This window comes from Halobellus sp. GM3 (assembly GCF_052545375.1).
The window spans coordinates 1-13350 of sequence record NZ_JBQWLT010000023.1; the positions used below are offsets into that span (position 1 = coordinate 1).

19 protein-coding genes are annotated in these 13350 nt (G+C 59.6%); 14 read left to right on the top strand and 5 right to left on the bottom strand.

The window, feature by feature from the left end:
* The first annotated feature begins 124 nt into the window (after positions 1 to 124).
* The 4 genes from ACT3HL_RS17435 (at position 125) to ACT3HL_RS17450 (ending at position 3824) form a co-directional block, all read left to right on the top strand.
* A complete protein-coding gene (locus ACT3HL_RS17435) occupies positions 125 to 391 on the top strand; it encodes a DUF7563 family protein (protein WP_445088026.1) in 267 nt (88 codons plus the stop codon).
* Positions 388 to 1008, top strand: a complete 621-nt coding sequence (locus ACT3HL_RS17440) for a DUF488 family protein, N3 subclade (RefSeq protein ID WP_445088027.1) — start codon at positions 388 to 390, stop codon at positions 1006 to 1008. The genes ACT3HL_RS17435 and ACT3HL_RS17440 overlap by 4 nt, the downstream gene beginning before the upstream one ends.
* Positions 1005 to 2765, top strand: a complete 1761-nt coding sequence (locus tag ACT3HL_RS17445; protein ID WP_445088028.1) for a DUF7845 domain-containing protein — start codon at positions 1005 to 1007, stop codon at positions 2763 to 2765. The genes ACT3HL_RS17440 and ACT3HL_RS17445 overlap by 4 nt, the downstream gene beginning before the upstream one ends.
* A gap of 792 nt (positions 2766 to 3557) precedes the next feature.
* Entirely contained in the window at positions 3558 to 3824 is a 267-nt protein-coding gene (locus tag ACT3HL_RS17450) for a hypothetical protein (RefSeq protein ID WP_445088029.1), read from the top strand.
* A gap of 3 nt (positions 3825 to 3827) precedes the next feature.
* Here ACT3HL_RS17450 and ACT3HL_RS17455 read toward each other — a convergent pair whose 3' ends face one another.
* Positions 3828 to 4433, bottom strand: coding sequence for a tyrosine-type recombinase/integrase (locus ACT3HL_RS17455; protein WP_445088030.1), 606 nt, complete (start codon positions 4431 to 4433; stop codon positions 3828 to 3830).
* 135 nt (positions 4434 to 4568) lie between these two features.
* Between ACT3HL_RS17455 and ACT3HL_RS17460 the strand changes: the two genes are divergently transcribed.
* The 4 genes from ACT3HL_RS17460 (at position 4569) to ACT3HL_RS17475 (ending at position 6236) form a co-directional block, all read left to right on the top strand.
* Positions 4569 to 5057, top strand: a complete 489-nt coding sequence (locus ACT3HL_RS17460) for a type II toxin-antitoxin system death-on-curing family toxin (RefSeq protein WP_445088031.1) — start codon at positions 4569 to 4571, stop codon at positions 5055 to 5057.
* A gap of 25 nt (positions 5058 to 5082) precedes the next feature.
* Positions 5083 to 5223: a hypothetical protein gene (locus tag ACT3HL_RS17465; RefSeq protein ID WP_445088032.1), complete on the top strand. Its 141-nt coding sequence runs from the start codon at positions 5083 to 5085 to the stop codon at positions 5221 to 5223.
* Positions 5224 to 5490: 267 nt separating this feature from the next.
* Positions 5491 to 5799 (top strand): AbrB/MazE/SpoVT family DNA-binding domain-containing protein, encoded by a 309-nt coding sequence (locus tag ACT3HL_RS17470; RefSeq protein ID WP_445088033.1) that lies wholly within the window; start codon positions 5491 to 5493, stop codon positions 5797 to 5799.
* A complete protein-coding gene (locus ACT3HL_RS17475) occupies positions 5796 to 6236 on the top strand; it encodes a PIN domain-containing protein (RefSeq protein WP_445088034.1) in 441 nt (146 codons plus the stop codon). The genes ACT3HL_RS17470 and ACT3HL_RS17475 overlap by 4 nt, the downstream gene beginning before the upstream one ends.
* A gap of 37 nt (positions 6237 to 6273) precedes the next feature.
* Here the strand turns inward: ACT3HL_RS17475 and ACT3HL_RS17480 are convergent, their stop codons facing one another.
* On the bottom strand, positions 6274 to 7431 hold the full coding sequence (locus ACT3HL_RS17480) for a restriction endonuclease (RefSeq protein WP_445088043.1): 1158 nt from the start codon (positions 7429 to 7431) through the stop codon (positions 6274 to 6276).
* A gap of 122 nt (positions 7432 to 7553) precedes the next feature.
* Here ACT3HL_RS17480 and ACT3HL_RS17485 point away from each other — a divergent pair, with 122 nt between their 5' ends.
* From ACT3HL_RS17485 to ACT3HL_RS17495, 3 genes are all read left to right on the top strand, one after another.
* Positions 7554 to 9134 carry a hypothetical protein gene (locus tag ACT3HL_RS17485; RefSeq protein WP_445088035.1) on the top strand — a complete coding sequence of 527 codons (1581 nt, stop codon included), beginning with the start codon at positions 7554 to 7556 and terminating at the stop codon, positions 9132 to 9134.
* A 62-nt stretch (positions 9135 to 9196) separates the two neighbouring features.
* Positions 9197 to 10201, top strand: coding sequence for an AAA family ATPase (locus ACT3HL_RS17490; RefSeq protein WP_445088036.1), 1005 nt, complete (start codon positions 9197 to 9199; stop codon positions 10199 to 10201).
* A gap of 167 nt (positions 10202 to 10368) precedes the next feature.
* Positions 10369 to 10647 carry a hypothetical protein gene (locus tag ACT3HL_RS17495; protein ID WP_445088037.1) on the top strand — a complete coding sequence of 93 codons (279 nt, stop codon included), beginning with the start codon at positions 10369 to 10371 and terminating at the stop codon, positions 10645 to 10647.
* Positions 10648 to 10652: 5 nt separating this feature from the next.
* Here the strand turns inward: ACT3HL_RS17495 and ACT3HL_RS17500 are convergent, their stop codons facing one another.
* The 3 genes from ACT3HL_RS17500 to ACT3HL_RS17510 are packed head-to-tail and all read right to left on the bottom strand — an operon-like array spanning position 10653 to position 11465.
* Positions 10653 to 10904: a type II toxin-antitoxin system HicA family toxin gene (locus ACT3HL_RS17500; protein ID WP_445088038.1), complete on the bottom strand. Its 252-nt coding sequence runs from the start codon at positions 10902 to 10904 to the stop codon at positions 10653 to 10655.
* Positions 10905 to 11171 (bottom strand): type II toxin-antitoxin system HicB family antitoxin, encoded by a 267-nt coding sequence (locus ACT3HL_RS17505; protein WP_445088039.1) that lies wholly within the window; start codon positions 11169 to 11171, stop codon positions 10905 to 10907.
* A 39-nt stretch (positions 11172 to 11210) separates the two neighbouring features.
* Positions 11211 to 11465: a MarR family transcriptional regulator gene (locus tag ACT3HL_RS17510; RefSeq protein ID WP_445088044.1), complete on the bottom strand. Its 255-nt coding sequence runs from the start codon at positions 11463 to 11465 to the stop codon at positions 11211 to 11213.
* Between the two features lie 246 nt (positions 11466 to 11711).
* Between ACT3HL_RS17510 and ACT3HL_RS17515 the strand changes: the two genes are divergently transcribed.
* The 3 genes from ACT3HL_RS17515 to ACT3HL_RS17525 all read left to right on the top strand — a co-directional run bounded on the left by ACT3HL_RS17515 (position 11712) and on the right by ACT3HL_RS17525 (position 13261).
* On the top strand, positions 11712 to 11969 hold the full coding sequence (locus ACT3HL_RS17515; RefSeq protein ID WP_445088040.1) for a hypothetical protein: 258 nt from the start codon (positions 11712 to 11714) through the stop codon (positions 11967 to 11969).
* Entirely contained in the window at positions 11966 to 12127 is a 162-nt protein-coding gene (locus tag ACT3HL_RS17520; protein WP_445088041.1) for a hypothetical protein, read from the top strand. The genes ACT3HL_RS17515 and ACT3HL_RS17520 overlap by 4 nt, the downstream gene beginning before the upstream one ends.
* Positions 12128 to 12286: 159 nt before the next feature.
* Positions 12287 to 13261 carry a tyrosine-type recombinase/integrase gene (locus ACT3HL_RS17525; protein ID WP_445088042.1) on the top strand — a complete coding sequence of 325 codons (975 nt, stop codon included), beginning with the start codon at positions 12287 to 12289 and terminating at the stop codon, positions 13259 to 13261.
* The last annotated feature ends 89 nt before the right edge of the window (positions 13262 to 13350 follow it).

Below are 13350 nucleotides of genomic sequence, written 5' to 3' on the forward strand. Positions count from 1 at the left end.
CGGGGAGGGCGGATATTCTAAAAGGACGGACGCTCTGCCGTCCGTCATTCGATTTCAGTCACACGCCCGAGAGCCCGACCTATCGGACTAACGACGTACCCGCATCCGGGGGTATCTCCCGATGATGAACCTCTCTGGAGGTTCGTCTGTCGAGCGTTCGCTGTGTCTCCACTGCGGCGCTCACGTGAGCCGGGACTTCCGGCGTACCTTCGGCGACGACGAGCAGCGGGCCCACCGCTGTCTCGCCTGCGACAGCCGCCCGCGCGTACAACAGGGATCAGCCGCCGGGCGTACTGTTCCGTACCCTGACCCCGAGGACCAACAAGGACGAAACAAGGGACCACGTGTGCACGCCGCTGAACGGGTCGCCAACAGAGGTGACGGACGGTGATCCGGTCGACGTACTTCTCGGCGCTCGCGAACGGCGACGTCGAGCCCGCCTCAGAGTCAAAAGTGCTCGCCGTTGTTCGTCGCGATCTTCCCGATTGGGCGGAGGGACTTGTCGACCGACACGTGCCGACGCTCGCGCCGCCGGACGATCTCCGCGACTCCTACAAGACGGTCGAAGAGGCCGCCGACCGAGACGGCCACGTCGAACCCCGTCGGATCGCGTGGGAGAGCGTCGACTTCGAGGACCGGTATCACGAGCACCTCGATACGGGTCCGACCCAACAAGTCCTCGAAGCGGTCAAACAAGAGGCCACACAGCGCGCCGTGTGGCTCGTCTGCTGGGAAGGGTCCGAACGGTGGTGTCACCGGCGACTACTCCGACAGCGGCTACAGGACGGCCGCACCGAGACGCTCTCGACAGACGTCTCACTCCCACCGAAGGAGAACACGTATCCGAGTCATCGGATCGACGAGATCGCGTGTCATCCAACCAAGCACGAGTTCGTCGGCGGTCCGGCTCCCCATACGAAAGTCTGTGATCGGTGCGGGCTCGGGTCGACGACGATCTCCGACTTTCTCGATCAGGATCCGACCCCGTCAGGAGTTGAGGGCCGATGACTGCGGGGACGTTCATCGAGCCGCAGTCCCACGAGGCGAACATCCACTTTATCTTCGCCGAGGACGGGCTCGATCCCTATTACGCGCTCAACTCGGTGATCCGGAAAGAGCACGACGACTGGAAAACCGAAGGGAAGCCCAAGACGACGATGGAGTTCTTAGGCGAGAGTTGGGCGCTCGCCGCGGACTACGATCAACAGCCAATCGATCCGTGGAATCACGAGAGCTATCGAATGGAATCGGCTCCGCTCTTTCGGATCTACTTCGGCGCGAAAGACGAGCTATACGACGGGAAACCGGCGGATCAGTCGGAAAAAGTCCGCGGGGGAACAATGACGATCCGGCCTCGATGGCCGAATATGAGTAAAGACGGCGGAACACCGGTCCGCGGTGTTCCGGACCTCGGAAAGCCGTATATCGACGTGCAGGTGCAGGCGTCCAACATCGAGCATAGTCGCTATCCGGAACTCGTCAGAACAGCAATGGCCGCGTTCGACGTCTCGTACCGCTATTTCGAGACGCCTCACGAGATGAGCAACATTGTCGACTTGGCTCGGTACGTCCGCGTGCGTCGCTCGAAGTCGAGCCCGCTACACGCCGCGGACGGACCGATCGCGCGCACCCACGCGGTCCTCGAAGCCGGACAAGAAGGATATCGGAAACACGTCGAGGACCACACGAAGGTTCCGGGCTATCACGTTAGCACGATCGTCGATGATAAGCGAACCCGCGATATCATCCCGGGTCAGAAGCTCGGCAAGGAGATCAAACACTACTACCCGAGAGATCCCTCATACTACGAGCCCGGCGACGCGCTATACCATCCGAAACTCGAAGTCGCCTATCAAACAGCACGGACTGATGAGACAGTTCGATGGAGCGATCTCGACAAAGCGATTCGCGAACTCGACGAGACGATCTACAACTATCTCGATTGGGCGGACCTTCCCGTTCGAGCCGACGAGGAGACGTTCATCACCGACGAGTATTTTGAGGCCACCTCGGAGTCGCACCGATCGGCGAAACTCGTCGACTGTCCGCTCCCCGACGTCGAGGACGAACAGGAGCACGTCGTGATGCGGCTGTGGGGGAACACGCTCGAATCCGATCGCGATCTCATCGACTCGCTCGTAACCGACGGCGGGAAGCCGACTCGCGAGGAGCTAGCCAACCGAACCGGCTATTCGTACCGAACGGTCCGCCGGTTCGTGAACCGCTGTGAGGACGTCGTGCGCGACGCCTACGACGGGCTGAGCATCGACTCGAAGCACAAGGAACAGATGCTGATAGGCCGCGTTCGAACCGCGGAATCGCAGTTCCGCGAGAGCGTCGAGCACGCGGTGATGACCGCCGCCGACGCCGTCGAGGAACGAACGCGCTCGAAGTGGTCGGAGATCAAACAGCGGTACAACGTGAGCATTAGCGAGGGTGAGTTCAAGCAGACGCTCGATGTCGGCTACCGGCCTGAGGACCGCGAGGATCTGGCCGGCGTGATTCGATCGATCCGGCTGGCCGCTCGCGAACGCTATCGATCGATTCGGCGGTTCGCACTCGAAGTAACGACGATCGACGGGGAGCACCGGCGAATCCCGAACCTCGACTCGTGGAGACCGTCAGCGGCGAAGACGACACACGAACTCAGTAAGCCGGACTGGGTCGAAGACGCGGAACAGCTCGCCCAAGAGCGCCACGGCCGCGCCCTCGACGAGCTCGCGGACGCGCGCCGGCGGAAGGTGATCGACGACGTCACCGAATAGCGCGGCCCCTCGTGAGAGGCATCACTATCCTGAACTCCTGTTTTTCGGGCTCGCGCGACAATTCCACCGTTTTTACCCTCATTTCTGTGTCATTTTCGCCGTGGGATACTCGATTCGGAGATCTCGATGTCGAGGCCGATCGGCCGGGGGGAGGCCGATCGCCCGTTAGCAGGTGTGGCTAAGGCCACGGATCCAAAAGACACCGCACACCCTCGGACGGATCAGCGCCACGCGCCCCTTTGCGGGCGCGCAAAAAAATCGGCCCCTACGTGCGTGAGAGCGCGTCCGTCCCTGTTCACGTGGCCGCGGGCTCGACCGCTCGGGTGGCCGGGCATTATGCACGGACGCGGGCTGGCTCGCCCGCGCGTTCTCGTGTGCGACTCCGTAGGCGCGCCCGCACTCGTCGCTCGTCGACGTCGATGCGTCGAGCGCTGTGAACTATCTTATCTGTCATATCAGAACCCTGTAAGGAATGACCGCGTCGATTCGAGGGGGGTAGGGGGGTGGTCACCGTGGTAGTTGAAACTACGCGCGCGTGCGAAGCGCTCCGAGCGCGCGCTCGCGATCGGTCTGTCAGCGGCCAGAGGCGTCGATCCCGATCTCCGACCCGGGTGCGATCGCTTTTTTTGAGAAATTGGCTCGAAAATCGACTTTCGCGTTGTACCCGCTCGTCGAGATCGCGCCGATCGACGTCGCCCGTTATTCAAAAGAAGCTTCGGCTAACCGGGTCGTTTCCTCGTGAGACGCTGCTCCGGAGATAGTTTTATCATAGGGGGTCGTCACGCGGCAGCTATGCAGAAACTCAGAAAAGACAGCGGTTCCGGTCTCGTCACGATCCCGAAGCACTACCTCAAGATGGACGACGTCATCGAGGACGGCGAGCTGCACGAGGACGTGTCCGTTGCCGTCGAGCGTCTCGATCGACGATGCTACGCGATTCGGATCCCCGACGGCGGCGATCTCTGCGACCTCTCGGAGACGGATTTCGTCGAGCGACTCGTCGGCCAACGGCTGCTCAACGAGAGCTCGTCTCGAACCGGTTCCAGTCTCGCGGACTGATTCTCACGCGAACTCAACTTCCTCAAAAGCGTCGTTTACGACCTGAGGCGTCGGCGCGTTCAGATACGGCTCGATCGCCTGAAAGGAATCCCAGCCGCCCACCTGCATCACGACTCTCGGGTTCACCTGCTCGTCGACGAGGAGCCGCTGAGCGAAGCGTCGCCGGAGGTCGTGACTACTCACGTACTGGAAGTCCGCGTCGCCCGTTTGTTCGGCCGCGCGCTCGGCCGTGCGTTTGACCACGTCCCGAACCCCGCGCTCTGAGAGCGGCACCAGCGGCTCGTCGCGGCTGACGTCCTCCGCGGTCTGGTATCGGTGAATGTCGCCCTCGACGCTCCGCGGGAGGTAGGCGTCGCGAGGCTTCCCGCCGCTCCCGGTCGTGTCCTTCCCCTCCGGCACCCGAAGGCGGTAGTGGTCACCGTCGTCGGTGCGTTTCACGTGGTTCGGACAGATCTGCGGGATCTCGAAAGCGCGGAGGCCGACGTAGCCGCCGAGCTGGATCACGAGATCGTCGCGATGCGTCGCCGCTGCTCGGCGGAGATCCTCAAGCTCGTCGTCGGTCATCCACACGTGGTACTGATCCGGCTTCGAGGTCGCTTCTAGTCTCATTTTGTCTGGCTGGAGAAGGAGGGAGGATAAGCCTACGGGAGCGGCCACTCGAACCAAAGTAGCGGTTCGTGCCCGGAGTGGGTCGACACTATGTGATAGCAAGCGTTACACTACCCGGTTCCCAACTGACGCGGAATGGTTGAGTCGTTCTGGTTCCCCTCTGTTGAGGACGTTTTGACCATCCACGAGGATATCGTCTCCGAGTATTCGAACACGGAATCCGGCGTGCAGAACCGTGGCGATATCGAATTTGCGCTTAGGTACATCGATGAGGGAAGTTTCGGGGAAGCACCAGAGACAGTCCACGAGAAAGCCTTTCATCTTCTCAGGCTGCTCGTCGCAAACCATCCCTTTGTCGACGCAAACAAGCGCACGGCGCTCAACACGACGGTCGTATTCTACGTCCTCAACGGATACCGATTCGCGTACGACGAGGACATCAGGACGATTCTCAAGCAATTCGGGACCGATCAAGCCGCTCTCGACGAAACAGAGACAGTCGAGTACCTTCGGACCCATACAGAAGAAATCGATCTCGCGGGCGAGATTGAAGCGTGGAGAGAAGATCTGATTCAGTTCGGATTGGACGAACTGGTCGGCGACGCGTCAGAGCCGAAGGATTAACGCCACAGAAGACGTAACACCAGATATGGCGACTGAAGATCCCGCAGAGTCCGGCACCTCACTCGACGAGGTTATGGAAGATATCCGGAGAGAGCTCGTCCGGCGAGTCGCGGGAGCTGACCGAGACGCCAACCGGGAGATCTACGACGCACTCGAAAACGAATAGCGCGCTGCGAGTGGAGCTCCCGCTAATTGGTGTCGCTATTCTTTGATTGAGTAGCTGGATTACGTGCCTGCCGAGGGGAACCCGTATTCCGGATTGCATAGAGAAGGCTGCAAGATCTGCCCACGGGAGCGGTGTGATCGGCGCGGAATCGGGGTCGGATTCGGCGGTTCGGTTCCGACTTGAGAGAGAAGTCGGCAACGTCGCGGCGGCTTACAGACTAGTAGGCGACACACTTAGTACAACTTGGGCCCGTAAGTACAACTAAGAATGTCGAGTAGTACTCAGGCCAAGCAAGTAATACAAGTGTCGCAGAAGGGACAAGCGACCATCCCGAAACCGCTGCGTGAGAAGTTCGGGATCGACACGCCCGGAGAGGTGTTCGTGTACGAGGAAGAGGGGCGCATCGTCATTGAGCCTGTCCCGTCAGTCGAGGAACTGCACGGGATCCACGCCGGGAGTCACGAGCCCGGAGAGGTGCTGGACAAAGTACGCGAACTCAAAGACGAGGAAAAGCGCCGCGAAGAAGAGCGCGCTGAACGACTCCGCCCGTCTGCGGATGAGGACGTCGAGGAATGAGTTCGGGCTACGTTTTCGACACCGAGGCAATCATCGCGTTCCTGTATAACGAACCCGGTCACAACACCGTCGCCGACCTGCTGACCGATGTTTTTGCAAACGACACCCCGGGACGCATCGCCGAGACGAACGCCAGCGAGGTATTCTATCTCGTTGCCCGCTTCGAGGGGACCGACGAGGGGAAGCCAACGAAGGAATCGCTTCGAGAGGCCGATCGAGATCTCCGGGCGCTGGAACGTCGCGGGCTCCAGTTCGATCGGGCCGATTGGCGGCTCGCGGGCGAAATCAAAGCCGACGGCCACATCTCGCTCGCGGACGCTCACGCCGTGACGCTGGCACACGAGCAGGACTCGACGCTGGTCGTCGGTGCCGACGACGATTTCGACGACCTCCCCGTATCAGTGGATCTGCTGCAGTTTCGCAACGACAGCGTTTGATTCCTCCCGCAGGCGTGTCTATTGATACCGACGTCGCTCAGACAGCGTCGTTGATCTCGTCAACGACCCGCGGATTCAGATCAGTGTCGTCGACGAGATCGGTTTGGACCAACAGCGAGATGAGGTCCTTCCCGGCAAAGAGTCGGACTGGATACGTCGAGAGGTTCTCTTCCTGAGCACTCTTGGTATAATGCGACATCGTAAAGAACAGCCCAATTTCGCCGTCATCAATCCTCGACGCGAGACGGCTAAGTTCTCTCCCACCCACACTGCTCGCCTTGTTTTTGACTTGAGCCTTGAATTGGATTTTCGTATCGGGACCCGGGACCGGAGTGTCCGCCAGTAAGTCGATTTTCCCCGTTAGGTCAACCCCCCGATCGCCGCTGTCTGGCGTCATCTCGACCTCGTCAACGTGGTCCAGATCCTTCAAAATGAGTTCAATCAAGTGCTCAAGCTTCTTTCCCTGCTCTCTGGTATTGCCCTCGAAGTGAGCCCGGATATTCGAGTGCAACTCCTTGAACCGTCCCGTGGGTTGTTGCGCCGATCGGGAGCGGATCTGATCGTTGTAGATCGAGTACCGATTGACGGTCCCCGTTTCTACCCAGTGATCCCACGCCTCCGGGCCGCCAACGTCGATTCCAGTTCGAGCTTTTCGGTGAATCCATTCTAAGTCGACGGCGTCCGCATCGAGAATATCTAAGGAGATTCGGTAGTTGACGACGGTCTCGCCATCGTGGTTGTGTCGGCCGATTTCCAACCCGGAGATGATACAGAGCCCGTTGAATGTTACCCTGCCCGACTGTTCTTTCACGAACAGGAGAACCGGGGGAGCTTCCTCGCGGTTGTTCTTAGCATATGTTTCACAGTACGCCTCCTTCACAATCCGGTTCCCGCTTCTTTGAGACGGATCAGGCCCGTCGCCGGCTTTTGAATCTCCCCAGTAGTGTACGATGCCGTTTTCCAGATTAATGATGTCTTCCCACGGGTCCGGCGACTTCGAACCACCATCAGAGGAGTAGAATACGAGGAACTCACATTCGTCAGTTCCCGGTTGCTTGAGCTGCGCGATCCCCCGGCCGAAGTTTACTCCGCCGTCGAGCGGTCCGTTCAACCACCGGAGGAATTCGTTCGTTTCGAGATCTCGGGAGTTCCGGTATTCCTCTCCGACAACGTAGTGATCACCATAGCTTCCCATCGTCAATGGTGTAGCGAATGGAAGATCAGTTGATAAAATGCTCGTCGCCGGAACAGCGGTATGATTATTTCGAGATTCAGAAAGTCGGTACTGTTAAGTTCTACCTATTGGCCTGTTGATGTATGCGAAATGGACATCTATCTGCTATTATTCTCGTTTGCTCACTCATTTTCCTCGCCGGCTGTGGTTCCGTTGTCGGCGGACCTTCAGTCTCTGATCCTCGGACTGATACGATCGAAGGGCAGCCAGCGATTGTTTTCAATTACAGCGTAGACGACTACTCCGACGTTCTACTGACAGGGCCCGACGGTGATGTGATCAACGAGGGAACGTTGGAACCGGATGACGATTCCGGCGCGCTCCTGATGAGCACCGTCAAACCAGGAACATACAGTATCGTCATTCAGCAAGGCGGTGAAACCGCGCTCGAAGAAGAGATCACTTTCGAGGGATCGGAGGCGAGTGTGACCTCCGTAGAAGGGAACTGGAGCGGAAATCGGCTTCGGAACGCGGAGGTCACTATTGAGAATACCGGAGATCTCCCTGCAGGAGTCACCAACGCAACGATTTCAGTCCGAGATACGACTGTGACGGATCCCACGTTCTATTACTGGATTGCCCCGGGTGATTCGAGGACGGTTTCCATCGCTCCGATGTTTGGCTCGGTCGGTGTCGATGAGGCAGGCCCGGCGAGAGTTGCTGTTGATATGGAAAGCACGAATGGAAATATTTCGGGCGAATTCAGTAGGACATTCCAAGGTCCGAATCTAGAAATCACGAACCAGTCGGCGAACTGGGACGGAGAGGTGCTCGAAAGCTCGACTGTCACTGTTCAGAACACCGGCGATCTACCAACTAGTGCCGAGGTCGAGATCTACGACGGTAACGAGGAATTAGCTTCGACGCTCGGCGGAACGATCGAACCCGGAGAGTCAGTCGTCTTTGAACCGAGTAGTCTCGGTCCGATCTACGAGGCGGAGTCTGGTGGGGAGGTCCAGCTGTCAATCGTAGTTAACTCGTCTTCAGGCACCACGACCGGCGAGTTCACTCGGTCAGTCTCTCCCGCAGATCTATCGTTTGATTCGATCACTCCCACTTGGCAAAACGGTCAGCTCTCAGAAGTAGAATTTACAGTCACCAACACCGGCGATGCTAGCACGAACTTCAACGCTGAATTGAACGTACGCGGAGAGAGCGTATCCGACTCCGAGGTCTCGATCGCCGGACAGAATACCGAAACGTTCGCGTTCACTCCCGGGTCATTCTCGGGACCGCTCTATACCGTGACCTCCGGAGGAGAAGTACCTATTACTGTCTCCATCGAGACGGATTCTCAGACGCTCAGTGAGTCCGCATCGGAGCGTTTTGAAGATCCACAGGCAGAATTCAGCAACGTGGATCCGCTATTTATGACTCAGTATGATTCCGACAATGAGGAACTCTCCTCATTGAGCTTCAGCGTCCGGAATTCCGGGTCGGTCGCGCTTGTGTACGATTCGATTCGTATCGAGATTGACGGCACTGATCGGACGGACTCGCCATACTCTTCGGTCCAAGTGCTTCCCGGAGAGGAAATTCCTGCAACCGTCTTACTCTCCAACGGCATCAGTGTCTCGTCCGGGAGCCACGATCTGACCATCGAACTCCGGAACGGCGGTGAAACCGTCGTTCAGGAAACTGTAAGCGTCTCTACCGAGTCATAGATACTTTTCACTTCCACTTCGGACGGCTCGCTTACAAGTCACCGAATTGAGTACCCCGAGGCGTGATTCAAAACGCCCGCGTGCTCAAGGAGGACTGGGTCCCTCAGGAACTTCGCCATCGCGAGGGCCACCTCCAGCACCTCTCCGGCGAATTGAAGCCGATTGCTCACGGTCTCGGAGCCGAATCGATACTCATCACCGGTCCCTCCGGAGCCGGAAAGACGACGATCGCGAAGTACATCGTTCGCCAGCTCGAGCAGGAAGTTCTCGGGATCCGGTGGGGATACGTAAATGCGATCTCCGAAACCTCGATGTCGTCGATCGTCTTCTCGCTCGTCCGCGACGCCGGCCGGGGTAACGATCTCCGGGCGAAGGGGACACCGACGGGCGTGATGTTCGACCGGCTCCGCGCTCTCGACGACCATTTCGTCGCGATCGTCGACGAGGTCGACGTGCTCGACGACGACCAAACGATCCAAGCACTGTGGGAAGTCCCGAATCTGACGCTCGTACTAATCTGCGTCGACGAGGACGATTTCTTTGCCGATCTCGATTCCCGCGTCGCGTCTCGGATCCGCGGGGCGGCAACGGTGTCGCTCTCGAAGTATCACCACGAGGAGCTCGTCGACATTCTCTGGAGCCGGATCGACACGGGCCTCGCGTCGGGCGTCGTCGACGAAGAGACCGTCGAGTACATCGCCGACGTCGCCGCCGGGGACGCTCGCCACGCGATCACGCTGCTCCGGCGTGCGGTCCGTGAGACCGTCGAGAAGGGAGACGAGCGGCTGACTGTTCAGCACGTCGTGCCGATCCGTGAGGACGCTCGTGAGGAGATCCACGAGCGGCACGTCGACACGCTCGGGACGCACCAGCGGCACCTATACGAGATCATCAAGGACGCCGGAGAGATCGGGGCGTCGACGTTGCACGCTCGGTATGAGGATCGTGTTTCGGATCCACGGGTGAAGAGTACGCGACGGAAGTACCTCCAGTCGCTGGAGCACTACAGTTTGATCGAGTCGTCGGGGTCGACTCGCTCTCGCCGCTACCGATACAGCGAACCCTGACTTTCGATATTCCGATAATCGCCGTACAGCGGCGCTTTCGATATATTCGATATTCGGGCGTTTGATGACTGCTCAGTACGTTGAGATGCCGGATATCGGCGTTTCCGTTTAGCTTTCGATATGCCGCCCGGTTGGCCTTTTCCGGTCCCGTTTGTCGGCTCACCTGTATGAGTCGAGCACAACCGAATCCGCGCAACGCGAGCGAGGTCATCACGATTGAATCAGAGGACGTCGAAGAGGACGACGTCGGGACGCTCACGCTGTTCGTCTTCGAGAACCCGGACAGTCGAATCGTCGTCGACGGCGGTGGCGGCACGTGGGAGTTCGTGATTAACGAGGCGATCGCGTACTCCCGCTGGGAACACCACGAGCTGCCGGAGTGGATCGAGCCGATTCTCTCACGGGTCGGGGTTCGTGCCGTTCGAGGCGGACAGGAGGACGCGTGAGCGCGTCAGCGGTGTTCGTCGATCCAGCGACACCACGCGTGGAAGTCCTTCGCGCCGCACTGGTCGGCGATCGACTGGAGAGTCCCCGTCGGAATCTCATCCTCGGACTTCATTGGAACTGTGACCACGCGGACCTCGTCGGTGTCGGGCGACTCGTAGCGCATCTTCAGGTGACTACCGACACGACCGACACGCCTGTATCCGAAGTCGTGGAGGACAGACGCGATCTCGTGCCCGGAGAAGTTCGTCCGGACCATTCACTTCATAAAATCAGGGAGTTCCTTCGGCTCGTCGGGAACTGGGTCGGGATCGAGTCCCCACTCTTCGAGGTCCTCGTCGGTAACGGGCCTCCCGCCGCCCTCGTGGAGTTCGATCGCCTCTGCGAGCATCCGGAGGGCTTCGGCCTTCGTATCGCCGAACGAGGCGACGCCGGTCTCGATATCCTTCGCGGTGATCGAGCCGTCGTCCTCGTGGATGAACTCGACGCCCTCCCCGTCGGGCGCGTCTCGTGTAGCGCTCGCCATACCTTTCCTTTGGGGACCGATCGAATAAGCGTTCTGTCGCTACGGTTCCGGGAGATCGTCCTCGTCGACGTCTCCCGCGAGGAACTCTCGACCGAAGTCGGTCAGTTCGTAGATGCCGTCAGTGTTGTCGAAGAGACCGGCGTTTTCGAGGACACGCATCCGCTCGTTGACGTACCTTCGATTATAGTCGATGTTGTAGGCGAGAGATTTCGCAGTCAGAGCGATGTCGTGGTCCTCGAAGAACAAGAGAATCTCGTAGTCTACTGGCGAGAACCACGAGATTCGTTCTACCATCTGTTCAAGTACGTCTCTGGACATACAACAAAAATTGTAACCATTGGTCATAAATCTATGAATCTTGATGCAGAAATATGCTGTACTATCGTGCAGAGAATTTATTACCGATTAGTTGTGATGGGTAGCCAGCAGGAACCTATCGCGGACCCGTCGCTCGGCGATCGGGTCCACCGCGAATTCGAAGCGGACCCCGCTGTAAGGGCAGCGGGCCCGCGTGAGGTCCTGCGAACAGGCGCAGAACCTATGCAGGAAATCAGTTCCCGGGGGCTTGAAACCCCCGGCACGGCGGACGCATCGACGACGAACGACACGTGCGGAATCTGCGGGCGCGAGGTCGCGGGGATCTCCGCGCGCGCTCCCGGTCGACGCACGCTCGAACCGTGCGGCCACGCGGTCTCCTTCCTGAGCGCGGGCGAACTGCGCGCCAGTGAGCGAATGAACGAAAGTGAGCGAATGCTCACCGACGGCGGCACGGCGTCCGAGGACGGTGGACGTCGATGAGTAAGACCACCGGGCTCGAGGAGACGCTTTCGGAGACGCACTACTGCGGGGCGAATCTCGTCCGTATCGACGCGGAGGATCCGGACAACACCCACGGCGTCGACGTGGTTGTTTGTCCGAGGTGTCTCAAAATCGTCCGTACGGGGGGATCGCGGTGAGCCGGTCCGAGGCCCCGAAGGGGAAGATCATCACGTGCGCTGCGTGCGGGTGCATCCATCCGAACGACGCGCCGTGTAAGCCGTGGGGGGTTCGGCGTGAGTGAGCGATCCACGAAGAGAGACGCTCTCACTCCAATCTCGCCGGAGGAAGCGATTCAGATGTACCTCTCCGATCGGGTGGACCTTCGGAGTCGATCGCTCCAAGCTCACGAGTACCGACTCGCACAGCTGAAAAAGTGGCTCGACGAGCAGGGGATCGAGGACCTGACGGAGTTGACCGGGCGCGATCTCGCGCGCTACCGGCGGTATCGTCGAGAGGAGTGCGGGGTCGCACCGTCGACGCTCCGCGGGAACGCATTCACCTACAAGGTGTTCTTAGAGTTCTGCGAGTCGATCGAGGCCGTCCCGGAAGGGCTCGCCGCGAAGGTCCGCATCCCGTCGTTGAACGAGGACGAACTGGCTCGGACGCACGACCTCCAGCCCGACCGCGTCGACGACGTGCTCGATTATCTGGCGAAATTCGAGTACGCGAGCCGCAGTCACGTGACGCTCGCGCTGTTCTTCCATATCGGGTGTCGTCTCGGCGGGCTCCGAGCGATCGACGTCGGCGACTTCCATCCCGACGATAATTTCATCGAGTTCAATCACCGACCCCCGGCGACGCCGTTGAAGAACGGGACGTCCGGCGAGCGGTGGGTCGCACTGACCGACGAGATCGTCGAGCTGATCGAGGACTACTGCCGGGTGAACCGCGACGACGTCGTCGACGATCAGGGACGGCGGCCGCTGATTACGACGCGACAGGGCCGGTTCTCCGAGTCGGCGATCCGTGAGTCCGTCTATCGGCTCACGTCGCCGTGCCGGATCGGCGGGTGCCCGCACGACCGCGAGATCGAGACGTGCGAATCGACTGAGGTAGGACGCCGCTCGACGTGTCCGTCGTCGCGATCTCCGCACGACGTCCGTTCGGCGGCGATCATCCGGATGAAGCGCAAGGGGCTGCCGGCGGAGGTGATCGAGCGTCGGGTGAACGCGACGCAGGAAGTGATCGAGCAGCACTACGACGAGCGTCCTCGCGAGGAGAAGCTTCGCGACCGGATGGAACAGCGCCGCGAACATATCGAAGATCTGTAAAATACTAATATGTCCCAAAACCGAACTAGAACGGTCAGAAAGCAAGAATCAACATCAGCTAGTGAGAAGTTCGCCCCGGGGAGGGCGGA